Annotated in this window: 24 protein-coding genes; 15 read left to right on the top strand and 9 right to left on the bottom strand. The window is 30.3% G+C overall.

The window, feature by feature from the left end; genetic code table 11:
- Positions 1-36: 36 nt before the first annotated feature.
- Positions 37-1,356, bottom strand: a complete 1,320-nt coding sequence (locus ACYEKI_RS01020) for a sulfatase-like hydrolase/transferase (RefSeq protein ID WP_459209285.1) — start codon at positions 1,354-1,356, stop codon at positions 37-39.
- Between the two features lie 113 nt (positions 1,357-1,469).
- Here ACYEKI_RS01020 and ACYEKI_RS01015 point away from each other — a divergent pair, with 113 nt between their 5' ends.
- Both ACYEKI_RS01015 and ACYEKI_RS01010 read left to right on the top strand, forming a co-directional pair.
- Positions 1,470-1,904: a MarR family winged helix-turn-helix transcriptional regulator gene (locus ACYEKI_RS01015; protein ID WP_459209284.1), complete on the top strand. Its 435-nt coding sequence runs from the start codon at positions 1,470-1,472 to the stop codon at positions 1,902-1,904.
- The gene (locus ACYEKI_RS01010; protein ID WP_459209283.1) at positions 1,901-2,437 is read left to right on the top strand and encodes an NADPH-dependent FMN reductase; all 537 of its coding nucleotides are present in this window, start codon (positions 1,901-1,903) and stop codon (positions 2,435-2,437) included. The genes ACYEKI_RS01015 and ACYEKI_RS01010 overlap by 4 nt, the downstream gene beginning before the upstream one ends.
- 41 nt (positions 2,438-2,478) lie before the next feature.
- Here ACYEKI_RS01010 and ACYEKI_RS01005 read toward each other — a convergent pair whose 3' ends face one another.
- Together ACYEKI_RS01005 and ACYEKI_RS01000 are read right to left on the bottom strand one after the other, a co-directional pair.
- A complete protein-coding gene (locus ACYEKI_RS01005; RefSeq protein WP_459209282.1) occupies positions 2,479-3,624 on the bottom strand; it encodes an acyltransferase family protein in 1,146 nt (381 codons plus the stop codon).
- A 104-nt stretch (positions 3,625-3,728) separates the two neighbouring features.
- The gene (locus ACYEKI_RS01000) at positions 3,729-4,586 is read right to left on the bottom strand and encodes a LytR/AlgR family response regulator transcription factor (protein WP_459209281.1); all 858 of its coding nucleotides are present in this window, start codon (positions 4,584-4,586) and stop codon (positions 3,729-3,731) included.
- 131 nt (positions 4,587-4,717) lie between these two features.
- Here ACYEKI_RS01000 and ACYEKI_RS00995 point away from each other — a divergent pair, with 131 nt between their 5' ends.
- The gene (locus ACYEKI_RS00995; RefSeq protein ID WP_459209280.1) at positions 4,718-5,860 is read left to right on the top strand and encodes a metallophosphoesterase family protein; all 1,143 of its coding nucleotides are present in this window, start codon (positions 4,718-4,720) and stop codon (positions 5,858-5,860) included.
- Positions 5,861-6,062: 202 nt separating this feature from the next.
- On the opposite strand, the gene ACYEKI_RS00990 is transcribed toward ACYEKI_RS00995, so the two are convergent.
- Positions 6,063-6,662: a Crp/Fnr family transcriptional regulator gene (locus ACYEKI_RS00990; RefSeq protein ID WP_459209279.1), complete on the bottom strand. Its 600-nt coding sequence runs from the start codon at positions 6,660-6,662 to the stop codon at positions 6,063-6,065.
- Positions 6,663-6,800: 138 nt separating this feature from the next.
- On the opposite strand from ACYEKI_RS00990, the gene ACYEKI_RS00985 reads away from it, so the two are divergent.
- The 3 genes from ACYEKI_RS00985 (at position 6,801) to ACYEKI_RS00975 (ending at position 9,963) form a co-directional block, all read left to right on the top strand.
- Positions 6,801-8,654: a cation:proton antiporter gene (locus ACYEKI_RS00985; RefSeq protein ID WP_459209278.1), complete on the top strand. Its 1,854-nt coding sequence runs from the start codon at positions 6,801-6,803 to the stop codon at positions 8,652-8,654.
- A 101-nt stretch (positions 8,655-8,755) separates the two neighbouring features.
- A complete protein-coding gene (locus ACYEKI_RS00980; RefSeq protein ID WP_459209277.1) occupies positions 8,756-9,319 on the top strand; it encodes a TetR/AcrR family transcriptional regulator in 564 nt (187 codons plus the stop codon).
- 68 nt (positions 9,320-9,387) lie between these two features.
- A complete protein-coding gene (locus tag ACYEKI_RS00975) occupies positions 9,388-9,963 on the top strand; it encodes a carboxymuconolactone decarboxylase family protein (RefSeq protein ID WP_459209276.1) in 576 nt (191 codons plus the stop codon).
- Between the two features lie 85 nt (positions 9,964-10,048).
- Here the strand turns inward: ACYEKI_RS00975 and ACYEKI_RS00970 are convergent, their stop codons facing one another.
- The 3 genes from ACYEKI_RS00970 to ACYEKI_RS00960 form a co-directional block, all read right to left on the bottom strand.
- Positions 10,049-11,014 (bottom strand): hypothetical protein, encoded by a 966-nt coding sequence (locus ACYEKI_RS00970; RefSeq protein WP_459209275.1) that lies wholly within the window; start codon positions 11,012-11,014, stop codon positions 10,049-10,051.
- A 101-nt stretch (positions 11,015-11,115) separates the two neighbouring features.
- Positions 11,116-13,113 carry a GTP-binding protein gene (locus ACYEKI_RS00965; RefSeq protein WP_459209274.1) on the bottom strand — a complete coding sequence of 666 codons (1,998 nt, stop codon included), beginning with the start codon at positions 13,111-13,113 and terminating at the stop codon, positions 11,116-11,118.
- Positions 13,114-13,150: 37 nt separating this feature from the next.
- Positions 13,151-14,050: an EamA family transporter gene (locus tag ACYEKI_RS00960; RefSeq protein ID WP_459209980.1), complete on the bottom strand. Its 900-nt coding sequence runs from the start codon at positions 14,048-14,050 to the stop codon at positions 13,151-13,153.
- A gap of 52 nt (positions 14,051-14,102) precedes the next feature.
- Here ACYEKI_RS00960 and ACYEKI_RS00955 point away from each other — a divergent pair, with 52 nt between their 5' ends.
- The 7 genes from ACYEKI_RS00955 to ACYEKI_RS00925 all read left to right on the top strand — a co-directional run bounded on the left by ACYEKI_RS00955 (position 14,103) and on the right by ACYEKI_RS00925 (position 20,904).
- The gene (locus ACYEKI_RS00955; protein WP_459209273.1) at positions 14,103-15,011 is read left to right on the top strand and encodes a helix-turn-helix domain-containing protein; all 909 of its coding nucleotides are present in this window, start codon (positions 14,103-14,105) and stop codon (positions 15,009-15,011) included.
- Between the two features lie 86 nt (positions 15,012-15,097).
- Positions 15,098-15,622 (top strand): nuclear transport factor 2 family protein, encoded by a 525-nt coding sequence (locus tag ACYEKI_RS00950; RefSeq protein WP_459209272.1) that lies wholly within the window; start codon positions 15,098-15,100, stop codon positions 15,620-15,622.
- 6 nt (positions 15,623-15,628) lie between these two features.
- Positions 15,629-16,009 (top strand): nuclear transport factor 2 family protein, encoded by a 381-nt coding sequence (locus ACYEKI_RS00945; protein WP_459209271.1) that lies wholly within the window; start codon positions 15,629-15,631, stop codon positions 16,007-16,009.
- A gap of 6 nt (positions 16,010-16,015) precedes the next feature.
- Positions 16,016-17,434, top strand: a complete 1,419-nt coding sequence (locus ACYEKI_RS00940) for a nuclear transport factor 2 family protein (protein WP_459209270.1) — start codon at positions 16,016-16,018, stop codon at positions 17,432-17,434.
- A 282-nt stretch (positions 17,435-17,716) separates the two neighbouring features.
- On the top strand, positions 17,717-18,748 hold the full coding sequence (locus tag ACYEKI_RS00935; protein WP_459209269.1) for a hypothetical protein: 1,032 nt from the start codon (positions 17,717-17,719) through the stop codon (positions 18,746-18,748).
- A gap of 33 nt (positions 18,749-18,781) precedes the next feature.
- The gene (locus ACYEKI_RS00930) at positions 18,782-19,729 is read left to right on the top strand and encodes a hypothetical protein (protein ID WP_459209268.1); all 948 of its coding nucleotides are present in this window, start codon (positions 18,782-18,784) and stop codon (positions 19,727-19,729) included.
- A gap of 83 nt (positions 19,730-19,812) precedes the next feature.
- Positions 19,813-20,904 carry an AbiH family protein gene (locus ACYEKI_RS00925; protein WP_459209267.1) on the top strand — a complete coding sequence of 364 codons (1,092 nt, stop codon included), beginning with the start codon at positions 19,813-19,815 and terminating at the stop codon, positions 20,902-20,904.
- Between the two features lie 45 nt (positions 20,905-20,949).
- Here ACYEKI_RS00925 and ACYEKI_RS00920 read toward each other — a convergent pair whose 3' ends face one another.
- The gene (locus tag ACYEKI_RS00920; RefSeq protein WP_459209266.1) at positions 20,950-22,497 is read right to left on the bottom strand and encodes an ABC transporter permease; all 1,548 of its coding nucleotides are present in this window, start codon (positions 22,495-22,497) and stop codon (positions 20,950-20,952) included.
- A gap of 1 nt (position 22,498) precedes the next feature.
- The gene (locus ACYEKI_RS00915) at positions 22,499-23,362 is read right to left on the bottom strand and encodes an ABC transporter ATP-binding protein (RefSeq protein WP_459209265.1); all 864 of its coding nucleotides are present in this window, start codon (positions 23,360-23,362) and stop codon (positions 22,499-22,501) included.
- Between the two features lie 217 nt (positions 23,363-23,579).
- Between ACYEKI_RS00915 and ACYEKI_RS00910 the strand changes: the two genes are divergently transcribed.
- Positions 23,580-24,560: a sensor histidine kinase gene (locus ACYEKI_RS00910; protein ID WP_459209264.1), complete on the top strand. Its 981-nt coding sequence runs from the start codon at positions 23,580-23,582 to the stop codon at positions 24,558-24,560.
- Positions 24,560-25,258: a LytR/AlgR family response regulator transcription factor gene (locus ACYEKI_RS00905; RefSeq protein WP_459209263.1), complete on the top strand. Its 699-nt coding sequence runs from the start codon at positions 24,560-24,562 to the stop codon at positions 25,256-25,258. Before ACYEKI_RS00910 ends, ACYEKI_RS00905 begins: the two co-directional genes overlap by 1 nt.
- Positions 25,259-25,296: the final 38 nt, after the last annotated feature.

Below are 25,296 nucleotides of genomic sequence, written 5' to 3'. Positions count from 1 at the left end.
AGAAAGTTTTTAGACATATTAAAAAATGGTATTGGATTATTGAGTTAATTCATTAAGTTTAGCTTGTAATTCATTTTTTGCAGCTTCATCTTCGGTTGATAGCGGTAGTTGATTAGAATTTAGCAAGTTTGGATTTTCCAAAGCATTTTCAGACAATTTGTATAGAGCTTCAGAACCATCTTCAAAAAGCATGTATTTATGTGTAGTATTACGGATAGTATAACTTTTTTCACCTAAATCAGATTCATTTTCGGCATAAGCATAATCTCTAATCGTAATTCCGCTATTTGAAAAAAGAGAAGTTAGACTATGACTATCATGGATAGAAGAGGTTAAAGTGCCAGCAATATCAGCTATAGTAGCAAAAAGATCTGTAGTATTGATTAAAGCATTTTCTGTGGTATTGAAACGATTAACTCCTTTACCAGATATAATCATAGGTACATTAATACCACCTTGATATAAAGATCCTTTGGCTCTACGACTTGGATATTCTTGAACTACTTGATTAGGAGTACCATTATCACCAATAAAAATAAAAACCGTATTTTCTTTATCATTTTGATCGAGTGAATTTATAAAGCGTCCTATCTCTGTATCCATAGCTTCGAGCATAGCTAAATAATAAGGAAGTGGATTTGCATCAATACTAGCTTGATCATCAGGTAAATTACCTTGGTGATGGAGTTCGCTAGGCGGAAGATGAAATGGAGTATGAGGCGCATTATAGGCTAACCATAAGAACCAAGGTTGATTTTGATTTGCTACCCAATCAATTGCCAAATTTGTAAATGCAGTAGTGGTGTATGTCGTAGCATTAGAAGTAATACCATTTGTATTTAAAACCCATTGATTATAAGATTGTACACCACCACTTGTGATACCAGCATAATGATTAATCCCCATAATATTAGGATGTTGCTCATTACTGGACAAATGCCATTTACCTATCACAGCATGTTGATAGCCAGAAGAATGGTTATCTAGATATTTTTGAAGTGTTGTTTCTGTAAGCGGTAATTCGTCACCAACTTTGAGCACATTAGTTCTAAAGCCATATTTACCAGTTATAATACTAGCTCTAGTAGGAGTACAGGTTGGATTTGACCAAAGATTATTAAATAGAATACCAGTATCCATCATTTGTTGTAGGTTAGGCATATATGCTTTAGTGTTACCGATACTATATCTAGGAGTAGGATCAAGTCCCATATCATCGGCTATGATTAAAACAATATTTGGTTTTGAAGATTCTATAGGAATATCATTTGTTGAGGGATTTTCAGTAGTATCATCGCTTCCACAAGAGATTAAACAGTTGAATATAGCAAAAAGATAAAGAATATTTTTTTTCATAAGTCAATAGCTTGGTTATCTTAAAGATAAGACTTAAAAAATTAAGAAAGGTTTAATATAAGTATAGAGATAAATTAATATATTTGTAGGTACAAATAATGTAAGTAAGTGTTATGAAGGATAAAGCATATTTTGAAGCAGTAATAGAAATCATTAGAACCGGACATTCATTAACCGATGCAGTTTCAAAACAATTAAAACCATTTGGGATATACGAACCACAATTTAATGTACTTAGAATTTTAAGAGGAGCAAAAGGTAAACCTCTTACTGTGAATCAGATTCTAGAGCGTATGATTCAGCGATCAAGTAATATAACACGAATAGTAGATAAACTTTTATCTAAGGAGTTAGTTGAAAGAAAACCAAGTAGCATTGATCGTAGAAAAATGGATATAGTAATTTCGAACAAAGGACTTTTATTACTAGAAGAGTTAGATAAAGCTGTTGAAGCATTACATGAACCAATACAAGGTAATTTAACCGAAGAAGAAGCAATACAACTTAAAACATTAATACTAAAACTAAAAGGAGATTATATAAAATGAAAAAAATTATAGCATTAGGAGGAAGTAACAGTAAAGAATCTATTAATAAAAAGTTAGCACTCTACACAGCGCAGCAACTAGTTGATGTAGAGGTTCTATCGATTGATTTAAAAGAATATGAATTACCATTGTATAGTATTGATAGAGAGAACGAAGAAGGTGTTCCTGAACTAGCATTACAACTTAATCAAATTTTTAAAGAAGCAGATGGTTTTGTAGTATCACTAGCAGAACATAATGGATCATATAGTGTTGGGTTTAAAAATACATTTGATTGGTTATCAAGAATTGAAAAAGAAGTTTGGAAAGGTAAACCTATGTTTTTAATGGCAACTTCGCCTGGAGCTAGAGGAGGACAAACTGTCTTAGAAACAGCAAAAATGTCTTTTCCTCATTTAGGAGCAAAAATAGCTGCTAGTTTTTCTTTACCTCAGTTTTTTACAAATTTTTCAGATGAAAGCGGAATTCAGGAGGAGGATTTAAAACAATCTTTTGATAAACAATTAGCTTTATTTAAAAATGAGATACATTAATTTTAATTAAATATATGTAGGTACAATAATTGTATAAGAAATTAAAGTAGAAGGTTTTTATCTTCTACTTTTTTTTTCATTCCAAATAAAAAACGAATCCATGAAAAAGGATAGATTAAGTATCTGTACAGTATGATACAAATAGGAAATGATATTAATATCATGAGTAGTATTTTTATAAAAATAGAAAAAGATGTTTGTATAATATAAAAACCTACAGCGATAATGATTGTTTGATGTAAGATATAAAAAGGGTAAATAGCTTCATTAGCCTTGTTTAAAATAGCTGAACTTTGATTGAACCAAACTTGACCATATCCTAATAAGGTTATAATAAAACTCCAACTAACAAGACAACAACATAAATACCAGATTTGCCATCTAGTTTCGATAGATAAGTATGGAGAAATCCATTCCCTAGGGATAAAATAATAAGTATAGAAAATGATAAATACTACCATACTTATATATCCATTAAAATGACGGTATTTTTTTATGATATCCCAAAAAACATTACATAGCGTAAAAACTATTCCAACAATATAAAAATATAGAAAGAACAATGTAACCGAAAGATTACTAATACTTTTTGAATCTTCAGGATAATAGGATTTACTAATTAGGTAAATAATAGACAAAGGGATGACTAAAGAAAAAATACCTAGAGGAGAATCAAAAAAACGATGAAGTTTTTGAATATAAATTGAAAACCATTTTGACTTTAGTAGTAATATTAACGGAATTAATATAATCGAAATAATAAATAAATGTTCGATAAACCATAGATGATTCACTTTAAATTGAAGAACAATCTTAGGATAAGCACTCCAAAATGATGTATATGATGTGATATTTTCATAATATACCTGAAGAGGTACAATAAAGAGCACACCAAATAAAAGTGGAATATAAAGTCTTTTAGTACGTTCGATGATAAATTGCCACCAATTTCGTTTCCCAAATGCATATACAGTTCCTACACCTGAAATTAAGAATAATAAAGGTAATCGTAGTTGTTCAAAAAAGACCATGAGATGATTTAATAAAGCACTCGAAGTGCTATTCATAATATGAAAGGTATCACCATTAAAAGGCATACAAATATGATGGAGATATACTGCTAAGATGGTGGCAACTCTCCAAAAATCTATATCATATCTTCGGTTGTTTTTTAATGACGTTTGCATAAATAAATAATTTTTTATTGTGCAAACATATAGCAGTGAATTATATCAAAATGTAGAATGTTATGAATAACAAACGAATGTGACGAAAAACAAAGCAATTGATTTTAAATAGCATACAAATTATCAAATGCTTGTATACGAGTACGAGAAACAGGAATATATAAATCAGTAATGGTCATTTCTAAACTATAACCTTGTGCATTACCAGAAACAGCTTTAATATAATTGGTATTAACAACAAATGAACGATGCGATTGGAATATATAAGAATAAGAATCCAATAGCGATGCTAATTGTTTTAATGAAATACGAACCAACTTTTTTTGCAGGCTTGTTGCTGTAGAGATATAAATTTCGGTATAGTTGCTCTCAACTTTAGCATATACAAAATCAGTAACATTAAAAGAAAATAGTTGATCCCCAGTTTGATTATTAATAGTAATAGTATTTGATGGCGTTTTTTGAAGATTGCGAAATGTAATTTGTTTAGCTTTTGATTTATATTTATTCAATAAACGTTCAAAATTTATAGGTAAGATTAAAAGAATAATTAAAAAGCCTATAAGGAATGTATTTCTAAATTCTTCAAATAAATATCTGAAGGACCAATTATTGGGATTATCATAAATAATATCACGTATTAAAAAACTACCTAAACTAATTAAAAGTAATAAAAAAGAAATGCTGATCAATTCTTTTAATAAAGTCCAGGTATAATCTTTTTTTACATACTTTGAGAGTAATAAAAAGAAAGCAAGACTGATAAAAAACGGTAAAAATGCATGTAAAAAGCATATCCATAAAAAATCCATTTTATGTTCGGCAGAATTAACCTCAAAAGGCTCAAAAAAATAATTAAAAAACCAACTGATTAGGGATATTGATAATAAGATAGTGACTAATTGTAGCTTATTTTGATAATAAAAAGGATAAGGATTCAATAGGTACTTTAGACGTTTCATAAAAGAATGATGTAGTACTCAAAAATACATTTATTTTTCAATGTATAGTGATTAAAAGGGTAAACGAATTAGCATTCTATTTACAAACAATTTTGTGTACATTTATATAACAAACTAATCATCATAAAATCATGAAAATCTTCAAACTTATAGTTGTACTAGGTATAGCTATTGTAATAACTAGTTGTAATTCTAAAGACAAAAAGGAAAAAGAAACAAAGACAGTAATAACAACACAAATTAAAACAAAGAAAGATAGTGTAGCTTATAGTTTTGTTTTTATGGGATGTAATAGAGTAGACAGACACCAGCAGTTTGATACTACAGCAACAAATGGTTCTACAGCGAATCTTGTGGCATTAAAGAAAATATGGAATGATGTTACAATTTTGGAACGTAAACCAGATGCCTTCATTTTTTTAGGAGATATGGTTTTGGCAGAATCAACTTTGGATAACCTAAATAATCAATTAAGAGATTGGGTGAAGTTATATAAAGACCCTAAATTCAGTTCAATTGATCAATCGGGAATAGAAATGATTGCTGTACCAGGAAATCATGAAATGTTATATTACCATGATTACAATGTTCCTAATCACGATGAATGGCCATTAAAAGGCGCAACAGCATTATGGATGAAATATATGCATTCTTTTATGCCTAAAGATAGATTACATATAACAGGAAAAGATAGTATTGTCAATCAAATGACATTTGCTTTTCAGCGAAAAAACATAGGTTTTGTGGTAATGAATACAGATACCTATAATGCTCCTACAAAAGAATATCCATATGGAATAGAAGGGCAGATACCTACAGATTGGATTATTAAGCAATTAGAGACATATAGAAAAAATCCTAAAATAGATCACATTTTTGTATTAAGCCACAAACCATATTATGTGAGTGGTAAACCAGAAACGGGACATATAGGATTACCAGAAGGGCCAGTTTTATGGCCGGCTTTACAAAAGAATAAGGTATCAGCTATGTTATCAGCTCATTTACATGATTACCAACGTATGCAACCAGATGATAAGGGTACCTATCAAATTATTGCAGGAAATGCAGGAAGTCCTGGAACAGCTACATTCTTTGGCTATTCAAAAATTGATATTATGAAAAGCGGTAAAATTAAATTTTCGTCTATAGGATATGACAAAGGCAATCCATATTATACCTCAAGCCCAGATATGAAAATGACGCTAAGAGATAGTACAACACTTACTTGGAGGAAAAATAATAATCCATATCAATATCAGCAAGCAAAATAATATATTAAACCCCATAGAGTATGGTACTTTATGGGGATTTGTATAGAAAAATAAAAAAGGTAGGAAGAGATTATTGGGGTAATAATAATATCATAAAAAAACCGCTATCTTAATCAGTTTTAATTAAGTCCCACACATTTCTAATACAAAAGTCCCTTATCGAGTGTAAAAAAAAATTGAACTAGTTCAATAAAATAAAGAATTATTTCTTTTGCATGATCTTTCTTCTGATTTTACTCAAAAACTCGTGAGAAATACCCAAATAAGAAGCTAATTGAAGATTTGTAAGTTTTTGAGCTATTTCTGGATATTTTGATAAAAAATATTGATACCGTTGATCTGCTGTTAAACTATGGTTCTGTATCATACGTCGCTGCATCGATACATGTGTTTTTTGAGTCATTACCCTAAATAGTTTTTCGACATTAGGTAATTCTTTGTATAAACGTTCTTTATCTTCTTTATTAATTAAAAGCACTTCGCTATCCTCTAATGCTTGAATAGATAAATACGAAGGGATTTGATTGGTAAAACTATCAATATCGGTAATCCACCAATCTTTAACAGCAAAATACAATACATGTTCATTACCATCAACATCAAGAGTATAGACTCTAAAACAACCTTTGGTTACAAAACCTTCAAAAGAACAAATATTACCTTGTTTTAAAATATATTCTTTCTTTTTAAAAGAATTCAAATAAAAGTGCTTAGCATATAATTCAAATTCTTTATCAGAAAAATTAATATGCTTGGCTATATTTTGTTTTAAAAGATGGTAAGGCATAACATTTGTGTTCATATTACAAATATATGATAGAATGATTTATTTAAATATATTCTTGTTTTTTACCAAAGAAATATGATAACTTATCCGTAGTAATTTTTGGTATAAAGGATATTTAACTATAATTGTTATTTTTACTACAAAAGGAAATATATGTTAGAACTAGCAGGAATTATTATTTTAGGAATTTTAGCGCAATGGGTAGCTTGGAAATTTAAAATTCCAGCCATTTTACCTTTAATTTTGATAGGACTATTAGTGGGGCCTATAGCAGCTGAATTTTTAAGTGATGATGGAAATAAATGGATAGAACCTATATGGAATGGTCAAAATGGACTTTTTCCTGGAGAAAGCTTGTTTTATTTTGTTTCCTTAGCCATAAGTATTATTCTTTTTGAAGGAGGATTAACGCTTAAAATGAGTGAGATAAAAAATGTAGGGCCTGTGATTACTAAACTTATTACACTAGGTTCTGCAATTACTTTTTTTGGAGCTGCAATAGCGGTACGATATATCTTTGAGTTAAACTGGAATATCTCTTTCCTTTTTTCAGGACTGATTATCGTTACAGGACCAACAGTAATAGCTCCAATTTTGCGTAATATTCCGTTAAAAAAAGATATTTCTGCGATCTTAAAATGGGAAGGAATATTGATTGATCCTATAGGAGCTTTGGTAGCCGTATTAGTTTTTGAATTTATAAGTGCTGGAGGCGGTGGAGAGTATACCAAAACTGCTTTTATAGAATTTGGTAAAATAATATTATTTGGTACTACTTTTGGGTTTTCTTTTGCACATGGATTAGGTTTCGCTATGCGAAAAAAACTGATTCCACATTACTTGTTAAATGTAGTAGCACTTGCGGCTGTTTTAGGAGTTTTTGTATTATCAGATGCTTTTGCACACGAATCAGGGTTATTATCTGTAGTAGTAATGGGAATGGTGTTAGGGAATTCTAATTCTCCACATCTAAAAGAACTCTTATATTTTAAAGAATCCTTGAGTGTATTATTGATCTCGATCTTATTTATTCTGTTGTCTGCCAATATAAATATGAAAGATCTTTTACTTATTTATAATTGGAATACAGCTTTATTATTTGCAATAGTAATTTTAATAGTAAGACCTCTAGGAGTGCTGTTAAGTACGATGAACTCACCATTAAAGTTTAGAGAAAAATTATTTGTAAGTTGGGTAGGACCACGCGGAATTGTAGCTGCGGGTATAGCTTCATTATTTGGATTAAAACTTGCCAAGCACAATGTAGCGGGAGCAGAGTATATTACGCCTTTGGTTTTTATGATCGTTTTAGGAACTGTACTGTTGAACGCTACTACAGCGCGTTTTGTTGCGAAATTAACAAGAGTGTTTTTGAAAAAATCTAACGGAATTTTAATTATAGGAGCTTCAAAATTTTCAAGAACTATAGCGATGTATCTCTTTAAAAATGATAGGCAAGTAGTATTGATAGATACCAATAAAGAGAATATTGATAAGGCAAAAGCATTAGGATTAGAAGCCTTTAATATGGATATCTATTCTGAAGAACTAGAAGATGATATAGAATTTAGTAACATAGGGTATTTGATGGCGCTTACAGGAAATTCAGAAATCAATAAATATGCGATAGAAAAATTTAGAAGGCAATTTGGAGAGAATGGTGCTTTTAGGGTAATTACCAAAGGAGAAATTGCACATAATAATATAGAAAGTAGCGAAGAGATTTTTTCTAAAACCAATGACTTTGTATCCCTAGATGAAGTAGCAAGAAAGAGTCCTGTGATACATGAGATTGATATTAAAGATAATTATGAGCAATTATTAGCGACAATCGATAAAGCACCTAATACGATTCCTTTATTTGTAAAAAACGGCAATGGTAGATTAGATACAATTCCAGATGTAGAAAAAAATGGAATTATTCAAGATAAGAATACAAAATTGGTGTATTTAGGTGATATATACACTAAAGAAACTCCCAAACAAAAAGAGAAGAAAAAAGAATAAAAGCACAATTAAAAATGTTGTGTTAAACCTATAATGATAAAAAAAACTTAAAGTTTATTTTATATCTAAGCAATTGATTAGTTTTGTAAGAGACTTTTAAAATGGCCAGAAAAAAAGCATATAACGAACAAGAAGTACTAGAAAAAGCAATGCATTTATTCTGGCGTAATGGCTATGAAAATACATCGACTCGTATGCTTGAAAAAGAAATGGGAATCAATCAGTTTTCTATTTATTCAAGCTTTGGGAGTAAACAAGGAGTATTTGTAGAAAGTATTAAGCTTTATAAAAAAAAGATAAAAGAAATTACTACAATATTAGATAATTCTGATAATGGAGTAGAGGGGATTAAGAACTACTTTTATGATTTTTTGAAGTTTTCTACAGACAATAATATGCCCAAAGGCTGTTTACTAGCCAATACAGTTAATGAGTTAGGAATGAATGGTGATGAGGTTATATTAAGTGAAATATATAGTTTTATTGATAAACTTAAAAAATCATTTCTAGTAAAATTAAGTAAAGATAAAACTAAAGATACTACTGTATTAGCTAAACAAGCAGATCATTTAGTAGTATCAATGGTAGGTTTATCATTAGTAAGTAAAATATTTGATAGAGAAATGTTGACTAATTATATCGAAACTATTTTTGATAATCTGTAATATATTTTTTAATCAATAACTAAGCGTTTGCTTAGAAAATAAATAATTTAATCATAAAGAAAAAGAAAATGAGTAACACCACAGAAACTAAGACAAGTTTTGATATTCATACTATTGAAACAGCACCCGAAGCGAGTAAACCCTTGTTAGAAAATTCGGTTAAGGCTTTTGGAATGATTCCAGGATTACATGGAGTTTTAGCTGAAGCACCAGAAGTTCTTAAAGCATATCAAGTAATGCATCAATTGTTTATGGATACTTCTTTTAACGAAGAAGAATTAACTGTAGTTTGGCAAACTATCAATGTAGAACATGGTTGTCATTATTGCGTGCCCGCACATACCTATATAGCGCATATGATGAAAGTTAATCCTGAAATTACTGATGCTTTGAGAAACCAAAATCCATTGCCAAGTCAAAGATTACAAGTTTTACACGAAACAACACTTCAATTGACTAGAAATAGAGGATATATTACTGATGATGAAGCAAAAGTGTTTTATGAAGCAGGATTTACTAAACGTAATTTGCTTGAAATTATATTAGGCTTATCACAAAAGGTGATTAGTAATTATACAAATCATGTGGCAGAGACGCCTGTAGATGCACCATTTGCTAAGTATGCTTGGGAAAAGAATTCGTAATTGATAGAAAAGAAAAATTATTGCTAAAAAACCTGTTAGAGATTTTCTCTAACAGGTTTTTAAAATTATAAATGGTTTAATACGATTATACTACACCATTATTCCATACAGGTAAGTTTAAAATTTTGCTAAGTTTTGCCATATCACTTAATAAAAACATTTTATCTCCATGACTTAGTAAGTTATAACGATCTCCTTGATTAGTGACTAAGTTTAATTCATAGCAAAAATAACCACCAGAGGAAGAGCTACCTGAAATAAACTTTTCTAAAACTTGTAGCGCATATAGTTGATTAAAGTTTAATGCTTGACCTCCTACAATAATTTTTCGTTTTCTAACATGTATAAAAGCTTTCATTCCAGTGAATAATACTAATAAAAATGCTCCTACTATGATAAAAACTCCTCCAGAGGTAAAGAACATTTTTCCAGCTTTCATAAAACCTAACGAGTTACTATTTAGCTGATAATATTCTACATAAGACCAAACAACTTGATTTAATCCTACTAAAAAGAAAGCCCATGCACATACTTTTACATAATTACTAGAAGAAATTTTATAACCTACTCTTGTTTTCTTTAAGTATTCACTCATAAAATTGCTACCAGAACCTTCTGTTGCTTCCCAAGAGATGTTTTGACCAATTGGGTCTGTACGCGGATCAGCATAATTAAAAATGATTTCTTTATTGTTTGAAGACTTTTTCTTTCGTTTAACCCAATAACTAGAACCAAACATGCCTATAAACATTAAAATCAAAATAATGAACATACCACCAAATTTATAATAATTATAGCGCTCTTTGGCTAATTTTAATTTAGTAATATTAACGGTACTTTGTAAGTTTACATACTTATTTCGTTCGCTTGTAGTAAGTGAGGTTAGTCTCTTTTTTAAGCTATTTAACTTTTGAACGTTTGCTTGATGAGTAATTTCTTTCTGATGATAAACATCATAAGTTTGTTGAATTTCGGGACCTATAACAAAGACAAGAAACCCTATAGGTATTAATAATAGCAGCCAAGAGGCATTAAAAGGTAGTTTATTCATAAGATACTTGTATAAATACAAATATCATAAAAAGTATTATAATATTTAAGGAGAATAGAATCCTTATTTAGAAATAATTACATAACATAATAAGAAAGATTTTACCAATTTCTACGATCATCTGCTTTAAAAGCACCACGATTATGCAAAATCCATTGTGACTCATCTAGCGGTGAAACACCTTTATAATCTCGTATTTTTTCGTCACTAGTTGTGGTTTTTTCATAACCGTCCAAAATTAATTTTAAACGACCTTTTCCAGAAGTTGTAGCAGAAAATTTAATTCCATAATCCATTGCTTGAGCAACAGGAACTCTACCTTTAAGCGTAAAAATATTACCATTAAAATCAGGAGCTTCAGGTTGGGCATTCATTTGTGTTAAGTCGCTAGAAATAGCGCCCAAAGTATCTTGATGAGCTTTAATTTCAAATGCATACATAGGTTCCAGTAAATCAGTATCTGCATTAGAGAGTCCTCGTAAAATACCCATAGGAGTGGCCAATAGAAAATCCCCAGGATTAGAATGTACGGTATGTTCTGATCCTTCAATTAAGGTGATTTTGATATCAGTAACTTCCCAACCTTTAATACCTTGACGTAATGACCACGGAATAGCGCGTTTTACTTCATTTTGATATTTAATAGAGATATCAGAAGTTCTTACTTTGGATTCAAATTGTATACCACTACCTTTCTCTCCAGGTTCGATCAAAAAAGTCATAATCGCCCAACAAGGTTTAGGCATCCAATAACGTACAAAACCTTCTGCCGCTTGTTTAGGAGTTTCTTTATAGATTACTTTTGGAGTTAAAAAGTGAGCTGCTATATTAAAACGCTGTAATAAACTATCCTTTAATACTTCGGTTTGTATTGGTCCTAAAATTCGCAAATGAAACTCGTGATCGTCTTTATACCATTTAAAGTCCAATTGAGGATCTTCTATATGAAGTAGTTCTAAAGCTTCTCCTAGTTTTTGATAATCTTTGTCATTATCTGCTACAGCCTGAACACTTAAGACAGGTTGTGCAATATTAGGATATTTACTTTCAAAAGTAGTCTGACCTAAAACATCACCTGCCAGAATAACATCAGAAGTAGTAATTACACCTATTTCACCATGATGTAATTCACCAATAGCTTCATAACTACCAAGTTTACGTTTAAGTATTTGATTGATTTTAATATCTTTTTGAAGCTGTTGTGACCAAATACTATCTTTATTCTTTAAAAGACTTCCATACGATTTAATATAAGCTAGTCTACCATAACGAGCATCATAAGCAACTTTAAAAACTTTGGCAGATGGAGTAGTGCTATCTAGTGTTTTTGGAGTAAACAATGCAGTAATCGTATCCAGTAAAGTTGTAATTCCTAAATTTAATTTTCCACTACCAAAAAGTAAAGGAATTAAATATTGTTGCTGTATTTGAGCACAAGCTTTTTCTTTGATAATAGCAAGTTCGGGTAATGTATCATCTAAAAAAGCTTCAAGAAAAACCTCATCACATTCAGCTAAGTTTTCTAGACCTTTTTGAATAATAGGATGAGCTAGGTGAGGTGTAAAATCTGTAAAAGGAATTAAAGTAGGTTGATCAGGATTACTTATATCAGCATGATTTAAAGGAAAGAAATTAGCCTTTAGATCCAGTTCTAAATCATTAAAAACTTGTTCGATATCTGCACCTGATCGATCAATTTTATTCATAAAAACCAAAACAGGAATTTTACGATCTTGTAAAGACTCCCACAAATTGAGTGTATTAGCTTGTACACCTTCTACAGCAGAAACGACTAGGATAACCATATCTAAAACAGAAAGTGCACGATCAACCTCTGCAACAAAATCGATATGCCCAGGAGTATCAACTAAGGTGATAAGTGCATCATTCCATTCAAAATCAACTGTAGCTGTTTTAATAGAAATTCCGCGTTCTTTTTCCATAGCTAAGCCATCAGTAATAGCAGAACCTTTATCAACACTACCACGTTGTCGTGTAGCACCAGCAGTATGTAACATTCCTTCTGTCAAGGTTGTTTTACCGGCATCTACATGAGCCAAAACGCCTATAGTTAATCTTTTTTTATCAGTTATAGCCATATGTTTTTATTTCTTTGATTAGAAATGATACTGCCTTTTAAGTATACAAAATTAAACCTACACCAATCATAATTCCGGTTAGAGGAATAAGTTTTTGCCGTTTGTTTTGTTCTTTAAAAATAAGCCCTCCTATAACTACAGCAATGAGAATCTGACTTCTCTTGATTGCAGATAATAACATGATCAAAGCTTCAGGATCTTGTAAGGCTTTAAAATAGAAGTAATCCGCAGTTTGTAATAATACTCCCACAGCAGGAATACTCCATCTAAATGTAAATGCTTTTCGTTTCTCGGGATTAGGTAACCAAATGATAGCAACAATAATCCCTAAAACTAAAGTGGTATAAAAACAAAACCAAAATTGTAATGTTTGTGGAGTTAAATCTAGTCGTTGAATTAAAAACTTATCATATAATCCACTTGAAGCGCCAAGAAAAGTAGCACCTATAATGGCAAAGATCCATTTGTTACGTTTAAAATGTATCCCTTCTTTTTTCCCGATCCTTGAATAGAGTAGCACCGAAAAAATAATCAAGAAGAATCCAATCCATTGTAATAAAGTGGGTTGTTCTTGATAAATTAAGATAGCTCCTATAAAAGTAAAAAACGGTCCAGCCGAACGAATCGGAGTTACTATAGTAATAGGTAAGTGTTTTAAAGCTTGATAAGCCAACACCCAAGAAGAAGCCATAATCAGGGATTTGATAAAAATAAACCCATGTAGTTGCCAAGGAATTTCTGTAATATATAGATTGATAGAATGTAGTGATTCAGGAAAAAAAGCAGAGCCTATAAATAAAGGCACTAACAATAAAAAACCACTACCTATAGTTCCTAACAATACAGGAAAAACTTCATTACCACGTACGGCATGCTTTTTACATAAATTATGTAATCCTAAAAATAAAGCAGCCAATAAACCTAAATACATCCACATGGCGCGAAGATAAGTTTTTGATGATACAATCAAAAAAGCATAGCTTTGTCTTATGCAACACTTCAAAATGATCAAAGATTATTGTCAGGCAATAAGGATAGCACCTCCTAAACAACCATACTTTGATATACGTACATTTGAAGAAAACATGTCAACGGTTATTTCAAAAATGCCTCCGTTTAAACATGAATTTTATGCAATAGCGATTAAGATTGAAGGATCAGGAAAAGCGATTTCTGGTCATCACACCAATTTTCCAGAAGGGGCAACAGTGTTTTTTAATTCTCCTTTTCAACTTATTTCATGGGATATAGTTCCTGATTGGAAAGGTTATTATTTGATGTTTAGTAAAGAATTTATTACCAAATCCAAACACCTTCAAGAAATACTTACCGAATTCCCGTATTTAAAAATAGATAGATCAATGCCTTTTGAAGTAAAACCAAAAGAAGTATCCAAGCTACTATCTATTTATGAAGCTATATATGAAGAACAATATGACCTCAAAGAAGATTCTTTTGAGATTATAGAAGCACAGGTATTAGTTTTACTTAATTTTGTTAAGCGATTTTTTAATGCACAAACAGAAAAAGAAGAAGCTACAGCAGCTTTTAGAAAGGCAGATGTAAGTTTATTATCAAGATTTCAAACACTGATAGAAACCAATTTTTATGATGTTAAAATAAATAGTAAAAAAGCACATTCACCTAGTTATTATGCTTTAGAATTATCGGTACATCCTAATTATCTCAATGCTATTGTAAAACAAATTACAGGTACTACAGCAAAAGCACATATCCATAAGCATATATTACGTCTTGCTAAATCTAGATTATTACAAACAGATTTAAGTATCAAAGAAATAGCTTATGCTTTACATTTTGACTCTCCTAATAACTTCAGTAGTTTTTTTAAGAAAAACACAGGAATAACGCCAAATTCCTTTAGAAAAAATCAATAATCTTTGATTTTTATACTTCTTGATTTGATTTCATAAACTTTTCGAGAAACTTATGCTAGACCTTTGTAACATCAAAATAAGAGGTTATGAAAAAAGGTATAGTATTAGTATTCATTTGCAGCATTTTAGGATGCTATGCGCAGGAAAAAAAATCGAATTTTATGAAAGAGGTAACAGTTATTCAAGAAACAGTTAGTAAACTATTTATCAGCTCAGATAATAGCAATTGGGATGAAGTAGAAGATTTATTTGCTTCAAAAGTAACCTTAGATTATTCGTCCATGAACGGTAATCCAGCAACAGTGCTTGAACCTTCACAGATTACAGATGCTTGGAAAACAGTTTTACCGGGATTCAAGTACACACATCACCAATTAGGCAATTTTATTACTAAGCAAGATCAAGACAAAGCTCATGTATATTGCTATGGAACAGCAACACATTATCTAGAAGATAAAGGAGGTAATATATGGACTGTTGTAGGAAGTTATGATATAGATCTTAAAAAAGAAGAGCATAAATGGCAAGTAACAGCTATGAAGTTCAATTTTAAGTATCAAGACGGAAATACAACATTAGTACAAAAAGCTATTGAAAACGCAAAACAATAAGATGTTATGGTAGCTCCGCACGAATCCCGCAGAATATTTAAACATATAGATAGTCTAGCTACACACCTTGATGCAAAAGATAGTGATAAGGTTATTGAATTCTTAACAGAGGATTGTAGGTTTCAAGCTGCAAACAATGCTATAGTTCAAGGTAAAGAACAAATAAAAGACGTATTAGAAGATTTCTTTACTAGAATTAAATCAACAAAGCATGAAATAAATGATATTATCGAGAGTGCAACTTCGTTGATTCACAGAGGAACAGTAACCTATACTAGGATAGATAATACAAAGCTTACAGTACCATTTTGCGATGTCTTTAAAATGAGAAAAGGACGTATAGCAGAATATAACATATACATAGATTGGTCAGAATTATTTAAATAAACAGATATGAAAAAGATATTCTCATTAGCAGTGATACTCATCTTGGTCTCTTGTACGGGATCACAAAAAAATAACGAAATGAATAGAGAAATAGCAACTAAAAATAAAGAGACAGTAAAAGCTTTTTTTAAAGCCTTAGAAAACGAAAATGTGGATGCTTTGGTAAGTTTATTTGCAAAAGATGCAAAGCATATAAATCCATATCATTCGGGGATTTTTCCTGAAGGAGCACAAGGTAAAGAGGCCATTAAAGCATATTGGACTCCAGTTTTTCCAAACTTTGACGGAATGACTTTCCCTATCGAAGAGATTTATGCGATGGAAGACCCTAGTAAAGTATATGTGAAATATACCGGAAATATCAAATTAAAAAATAATGCAGGAGTCTATAGTAATACGTATTACTCCACATTTGATTTTGATGCCGATGGAAAGATTACAAACTATGTAGAAATCTTTAATCCCATAGTTGCAGCTAGAGGATTTGGATTATTAAACAAAATAAAAGCAGTTGAAATGAAAAAAGTAAATTTTAAAAGTGAAGGATTAACTATTGTAGGTAATATTTTTTTACCATCTAATTATGATCCTAATAAAAAGTATCCAGCAATTGTTTGTTCTGGAAGTTGGACAACTGTAAAAGAGCAGATGGCAGGATTATATGCAGAGCGTTTTGCAGAAAAAGGTTTTATAACATTAGTATTTGATTTTAGAAATTATGGAGAAAGTGAAGGTTTACCTAGAGCTTGGGAAAACCCAGAAATGAAAATTCAAGACATTAAAAATGCGGTAGCATATTTAAAAACAGTACCAGAAGTAGATTCAAATAATATAGGAGCTTTTGGAGTATGTGCAGGATCAATGTACACGTTAATGGCTGCATCTGAAGATGATAATATTAAAGCCGTAGCAACAACAGCTTCTTGGTTACATGATGCAGAAGCAGTAAAATTGTTCTATGGCGGAGAAGAAGGTGTAAGTAAGCGTATAGCTGCTGCCCAAGAAGCTAAAAAGAAATATGCGGAAACAGGAGAGTTTAGCTATATCAAAGCGATTTCAACTACAGATGAAACTGCAGCTATGTTCGGGGAGTTTGATTATTATTTAAATCCAGAAAGAGGTGCAATTCCGCAGTGGAGTGCCGATCAATTTGCAGTGGCAACCTGGGAAGATTGGTTAACTTTAGACCCATTTCCATCTGCTCAAAAGTTAGAAAAACCATTGTTTATGGTACATTCTAATGGATGTGTACTACCTGATTATACAAAGAAGTATTTTGAAGCAGTACCATCAAAAAATAAAGAATTGGTATGGGTAGAAACAGCATTAGCTTCACCGATGCATCAATTTGCTTTTTATGATCAAGAAGAAGAAGTAGCATTAGCAGTAAACAAAACAAGTGACTTTTTTCATAAAAATTTATAGTAGAACTGCAATACCCTTAAAGTGAAAGATCGAGCATACTATTATAGTGTGCTTGATTTTGAGTTTTAAATAGAAGAATCATGAATAATTGTCGTGTTTTTATAAATGAAGAATGATTTGAGTTGGATTTAATCTAAAATAAAAAACGGTTTTTAGATAAACTATATAAAGAATATGATAATAGCTTTTAAATGAATTATGTCTACAGGGTATTTTTATAACTAAAAGATTAGTTTAAACTAATCTTTTAGTTATATTTGTTTTGTAATCAATCTTATTTTTATGAAACGAATTATCACACTCATGTTGTTTTGTATAAGCATACAACTTATAGCACAAAAGCAAAATTCTAAATATTATAAACATCTAGTTTTTAGAGAAAGTCCGTATGCCGAGATAAAAGGAAGAATACCAATTACCCAAGAAAGAGCAGTAAAAGAAAATCATTATAAACTCACCTATAATCAGGATAATAGATTGGTTATGGTAGCATATTTATATGGTGGTAAGCAAATAAGTAGGCGTAGAGCAGGGATGATGGATGGTTTTAGAAATATACATTCAAAAACGGTGATTTCTTATGAGAAGAACACAGAAACAAGAGTGTTTTATGATAAAAAAGGGAATAGATGTACTAATATGATGAATGTATATAAAGAAGTATATACATACGATGTTAATGGTAGAAAAATAGGAGCTAAATTCTATGATGAAAATAATGATCCTATAGACAATACCTGGAATATTCATGAATATATATGGCAAGCTGTTAATCAAACAGATGTTATAGAGAAGAGAAAAGATACACGTGGTAATTATGTTCCTATGCGACCATACTATCATTTTATGACTACTCTATATAAATACTCTGATAAAGGAATACTACAATCAATGAACCACATCGATAAGGATGGTACGCTCATTAATGATTTTAATGATAAAAATGGTATTGCCATCGATAAAGCTACTTATGATAAAGATTTAAATCTTACAGGGTTTCAATTTTATAATGCTAAAAAAGAAGCAACTGTAGGATCATTTTTAGCATGTGCAGGAGGTAGTATAAGCTATGATGAGAATGGTAATTGTATACGATATACGACCGTAGGATTAGATAAAAAACCAATGTTGTCTAGAGGAAAAGCTTATGATAAATACACATTTGATACTTATGGAAATGTAATAGAAATAGGACATTACGGAATAGAAGATGAGCCAGTAGAGTTTAGAGGATACACAAAAATGAAATTTATATATGATGCTCAAGATCCTACCAAAAGCAGTAAAATAAAGCGTTTTAGCTTTAAGCAATAAAGAGATGATGTTCTAATTTAATAAAATTTATAGATGAAGTTATATAAAACTCAGAAGAAGAAAACTAATAGTATTGTTTTTATATATTTAATGATGTGTATTTTCTCAATACATAGTATAAATGCACAACAAGTTCCGGATACGTTATACAATCCAATTATTAAAAGCATAACATATAAACAAAGACAAGGAACAACTATACATATAGATAACGGACACCGTAATTTCCATACAAGAACAAATAGATTTTTACCTTTCTCAAGAGTATTAGAAAAAGATGGATATAATGTAGTTGATTATGAAGGAAAATTTACCAAAGCTAACTTAGAAGAAGTAGCTATATTAGTTATCTCAAATGCATTACATCAAAATGCTCGACCACCATTCATGATTCCTACAAAAAGTGCCTTTACAACAGAAGAAGTAGCAGTAGTAGCACAATGGGTTAAAAAAGGAGGTTCTCTTTTTTTAATTGCAGACCATATGCCATTTGCTGGAGCAGCAGCAATGCTTGCCAAAGAATTTGACTTTGAGTTTTACGATAGTTTTGTGTTTGAAGGAGAAGATAATGGAATCATTGATTTTACATCAAAAAATAAAATGCTCAATGATAATGTAATTACGTCTGGGAGAAACAAGTTAGAAGAAGTTTCTAGTATTAGAACGTTTACAGGACAAGGATTTAAAATCCCCAAAAAAGCTGTATCTATATTAAGTTTTAATACTAAGCATACAGCATTTTTGCCAAAACAAATGTGGGTATTTGATGATCGAACTAAAAAAATACCAGCAAGAGAGTTATCACAAGGTGCATATACAAAATATGGAAAAGGAAGGTTAGTCATTTTTGGAGAAGCAGCAATGTTTACAGGACAATTAGCTGGCCCAAGTCGTATAAAAGTAGGTATGAATGCTGATGAAGCATCAGAAAATTACCAACTGTTACTCAATATAATTCATTGGTTGGATAAATTGTATTAAGAATTATATTTTTTATGTATAAATTTATTATCAAATATGACGACATTATGTTATCTCAAGAAAAATCTTCAAAAGTTTTTAATATGAATAAACTAATACTTATTGGTAATGGATTTGATATGTCTTTTGGATTAAAAACTTCCTATAATGATTTTTTATTATGGTTGATAAAACGTGAATTATTAGAAGCTTTAAAATCTGGAATAACAAACTTTAACGGTAGAAGAGTTGATGGCCTTATTGAAAATAAATTATTTAGAATAGTTGTAAGGAGTAAGTTTACTAATGTTAATTATAATGATAAAGTAGAAGCTATAAAAAGTATAGAAGAAATACTGTATTTCATGAAGACATATGAAATAATTATAGAATCTTTTTATAGAAGCGGATTAATTAATGAGATTTTAGTAAGTGCGATTAATAATTGGGTTGATATTGAAGGTATGTACTTTAATTTAATAAAAGCAATTCTTAATAAGAAAATAAGACTTGATATAGATATTCTTAATATAGAATTAGAGTTTTTGATATACGAATTAGAAAAATACCTTTTAGAAATAGATAATGAAGTTTTATCAGAAAAAAGTGCCTTGAAACACCTAGCAAATTTTGAAGAGGATATTAATAGCAAAGAAATTTATTTTCCGGAAAAAGAAGTAAAAGAGATTCAAACAGATATTCGATATTTTTTAAATTTCAACTACACTAATACTCTTGAAAAAATAATGACATTTTCAAAAAAAGGAATTAAAAAAGAAATTAATCATATTCATGGAAAACTTAATGATTTAGATAATCCTATTATTTTCGGTTTTGGAGATGAAATGGATAAAGTTTATAAGGAAATGGAAGAAATGAATGATAATAGATTCTTTAAATACATAAAATCATTTCATTACTTTAAAAATTCAAGCTATCGTAAATTGATTAGGTTTCTTGATAGTAATGATTTCCAAGTTTGTATTTATGGGCATTCTTGCGGATTATCTGATAGAGTAATGCTTAATGAAATTTTTGAGCATAATAATTGTAAATCGATAAAAATATATTTTTATAAAGATGAGAATGATTTTATAAATAAAACAATGGAGATTTCACGACATTTTAATGATAATCAATCAATGAGAAAAAAAATAACTGAGTTTAATCTTAAAAATGAAATTCCTCAAATATAAAGTTTTCAAAGATATTTCTTGAAAACTTTATATTGTTTAAAAAAACTATTGAGACAATTGATGCTTTCGTCTTAAAACGCTTAGACTTATCAAAAAAATACTAATCAGCCCTAGCTGGATCAAATAAAAATCTGAATGTGTAAGGCCTCCAAAATAATCAGCAAACGGAATACGATTGAGATTAGCATAAGTAATCATAAAGAATAAGATTTCAAATAGTTTTTTTCTGTTGGTGAGAATTCCTAAAAAGGCAGTAAGACTAACGATAAAAACGGAACCTAGAATAATAGAAATTACGCCTTCAAAATTAGTTGTAATCCCAAGTCTAATGATCAAAGGTAAAGCCAATAATAACATTAAAGCAATAGCCGACAAGAGTTGTGATACTAATAATCTGCTAAGAGGTTTATAAGACGAAAACGAAAAATAATGTATATGATTAGTGATTTCTTTACTAGTTAAGTCAGATAATCTATGTACCTGCAAGAACCATAAAACCGGTAATACCATTTGATGTGCAATCGTTAATGGTAGTGCTAATGATAAAATCATTCCGATAAGATTGATGAGCCATAGCCACTTTTTACCTTTTCGTAATAAGAGTAAAAAATCCGTTTTGATTAAAGGAAAAATACTATAATTTGTACTAACTATAGACATGTTCATTAGTTGTATAGTATTAGATATAAATTGTTTTTCTTCGTTTGTAGCTGCTTTTTTAGCGGGCGTACGATCATTTACATTAAAACGATGAAATAGTGGAGCAATTATGATAATTAAAGAAATACCTAACAATACCCATAGCAAACGACTTAATATAAATACTGTAGGAAACGCTATACCTTCAAAAAGAAATTTATTAGCTTTTTTTACATTACCTAAGACATAACCTATAGTTAAATCAATGTTATCACTGGTATTAGTTATAGTCTTAACCGTTTCTTGAAGTTGTTCAATTACAATTTTGCTACCAAAAAGATCTAAGGCAAAATCAGTTTCTGTTTTAGCACTAAATACCATCATCATAGAAAAGAGTATAAAGAACCCTACATTTTGAATAACAGTATATTTCTTGAAAATGACTTCAAAAATTACAGCCAAAACCGAAACAAAGAATAAAGCTGGAAGCGTAATGATAAAATATGGTTTTATAAAAGTGAGTGGTTCAAAAGTATATCCATCATTGTATAAGAAAAAAAGTATGACACTCATAAAAATAACAACACACACAATACTTAATAAAACCAAGAAGTTGCTAAGAACCTTAGAAAAAAGATACTTAAAATTAGAAATAGGGGTAGCGGCAAAAACCTGTCCTATTTTAGAATTTACATCGGTAGCAATGCTACTATTTACTAGATAAAACCCAATTAAGGATAAAAAAATGCTAGTCATAATAGCAGTGACATACCCAAACCAGGCTGAGTTGTAATAACCTACATAATCAGCAATTCTAATCGTAGAATAACTTGCATTGGGTTCTGGTACAAATGTATAAGCAATCGCGAGACTGAGACAAAGTGTGATTAAAAAGGCATAACTTCTAGTACGCTGTAAATAATCATATTTTAATATAGCAATAAATGGTTTCATATTAATGGGTATTGGTTAGGTATAGGTAAGCGTCTTCAAGATTAGCTTCTTTTTTGATAGCACTTTCTTGTGGGTGATCAGTGATATAGCGTACAGATAACTTTCCGTTTTTTTGAGAAGTACTCACAACGATATGTTGGTGTTTAAATTCCAATAAAGCATCTTTTTCAATAGTAGTTTCAAAGACTTTATCCTTAATTATATGTATAATTTGTTCTTGATCACCATAAGAAATTAAACTTCCGTTTTTCATAATGGCTACTTGATCAGCAATAGTATCAATATCAGAAACGATATGAGAAGAAAGAATCACGATACAATCATTTGCTAAGTCTGATATAAGATTCCTAAAACGTACACGCTCTTCTGGATCTAATCCAACAGTAGGTTCATCAAAAATGACAATCTTAGGACTGTTAAGCAGTACTTGAGCAATACCTATGCGTTGTTTCATTCCGCCAGAATAGCTTCCTAAGGGTTTGTGCGCCGCATGGATTAGATTCAGACCTTCTAATAATTGCGTAATTCTCGGTTTTAAATTACTACCGCCAATACCTTTCATAGCAGCCATATAGTTTAAAAACTCATACGCATTCAAATTTGGATACACTCCAAAATCTTGAGGTAAGAACCCTAATTGCTTACGCATATAATTGGCATCTTTTAGGATATTATTTTTATTTAAACAGATGATACCATTAGTTGGTTTATGAATGGTAGCAATCATTTTTAATAAAGTTGATTTTCCCGCACCATTTGGTCCTAATAGCCCTAGTATTCCTTTTTCTATAGTGATAGAAAAGTCTTTTAAAGCATAAGAATTTCCGCGGTATTTTTTTGAAATATTTTGAATCTCTAAAGTCATTGTATATTCATTTTTAGCTGTTTGATGATTCAAAACTCTTTTAATTATAGAACACCTAAAAAAAAGAATGACAAAAGGAGATAATAAAATGATAAGCCTAAAAAACTACTGATATCAGTAAAAAAGATACCTACAGCATCAAAAATCTACCTTTTGTCATTAATAAATGATAAATGAAAGGCTTTATGCTATTTTTGAATAGATTTTAAAAAGTATCATGTCAACACTAGATCGCTGGATAGATAATAAGATAATACAAAACCTATTTATATGGTTTTTTCTGTTTTTGATATTGTTAACAACAATTCAGACAGATAACAATAGAATAATAATTGCTCTTTTTGCAATAGCGTTATTTGCCCCATCGGTATACATTAATAACTTATTAATACTTCCTTTTTTAAGAAAGAAAACGCTACTGTTTTTTTGTTTATTTATTTTGAATACGCTAGTATTTTCAATTATATCCGTATTCTTGATAACGATTATAGGAGATCAAGATTTTAAGTTAGCACAATTGGTAAACTTTTTCGGAATCATGATTTTGGCGCTTACATTTGCTTCAGCAATTAAGTTGGCTAGGGATAGTTTTGTACGTAGACAACAAGAAAAAGAAGCTGAGCTAAAACTATTAAAAGGACAATTAAATCCACATTTTTTATTCAATACATTAAATAACTTATACGGATTATCGGTTATAAAATCCAACAACCTACCTAGTTTAATGCTGAAGCTTTCTGATTTACTACGATATAGTTTATACGAAACCAAAGAAGCTTTGGTACCCTTAGAAAAAGAAATCACATACCTAGAAAATTATATTGCATTAGAAAAAATCAGACTCGAAGAATCAACGGACATTCAGTTTAAAAATAACGTGGATTTAGGAGGAAAAAAAATAGCACCTATGTTGTTTATAGTATTTGTAGAAAATGCCTTTAAACATCTGGGAACGGTACCAAATCAAAAGAGTAGTGTAGTGGTTACTGTAGAAGAGAAAGAAAACAAACTTATCTTTGAGTGTATTAATACAGTTGGTACGCTTGCAGCAAAAGATGAAACTGTAGCAAAAGACGCTAGCGGAATAGGATTAAAAAACGTAAAAAAACGATTGCAGCTAATTTATCCAGAAAAACATTCGTTAACGTTTAATAATAATAAAGAAACCTTTGGTGTAGAATTAATACTTGAATTATAATGAATAACCTACAATGTATCATTGCAGACGATGAACCTATCGCTAGGCAAATATTGGAGAATTATATCGCATCAATTCCTAATCTAGAATTGATTGCCTCTTGCAAGAATGCCTTTGAAGTGATGGAAGTATTAAAGGAAAAGCAAGTAGACATCTTGTTCTTAGATATTAATATGCCTATGCTATCAGGATTAAGTTTATTAAAAACATTACAGCAAAAGCCCAATGTAATTATTACAACGGCCTATCCAGAATATGCTATCGAAGGTTTTGAGTTAGCCGTTACCGATTATTTATTAAAACCATTTTCGTTAGAACGTTTTTTACAAGCTGTTTTACGAGTAGAACAAAAAACTGATGCTCCTAAGGAGATATCAACATTAGATAGAGAAGAAGAAGCCTCGTCTATTTTTGTCAAAAGTGATAAAAAAATCATCAGAATCAATTTTGGAGAAATCAATCATATAGAAGCATACGGTAATTATATAAAGATTTTTACCGAGGAAATGATACTCACGCCTCAAACCCTAACGGATTTTCTGGAAAAACTACCACATAATTTTTTACGCATCCATAAATCTTATGTTATTAATTTTGATCGTTTAAAATTGATAGATGGTAATCAACTTATCCTGCAAAATGAAATCAAACTACCTATAGGTAAATCATATAGAAAAGCGATTTTGGAGAAGATATAAAAAAGGCTATTAAGAAAACTCAATAGCCTATAGTATCG

This window comes from Aquimarina rhabdastrellae (assembly GCA_947387485.1).
Taxonomy (GTDB): domain Bacteria; phylum Bacteroidota; class Bacteroidia; order Flavobacteriales; family Flavobacteriaceae; genus Aquimarina.
This window is presented reverse-complemented; position numbering and strand designations above follow the sequence as displayed.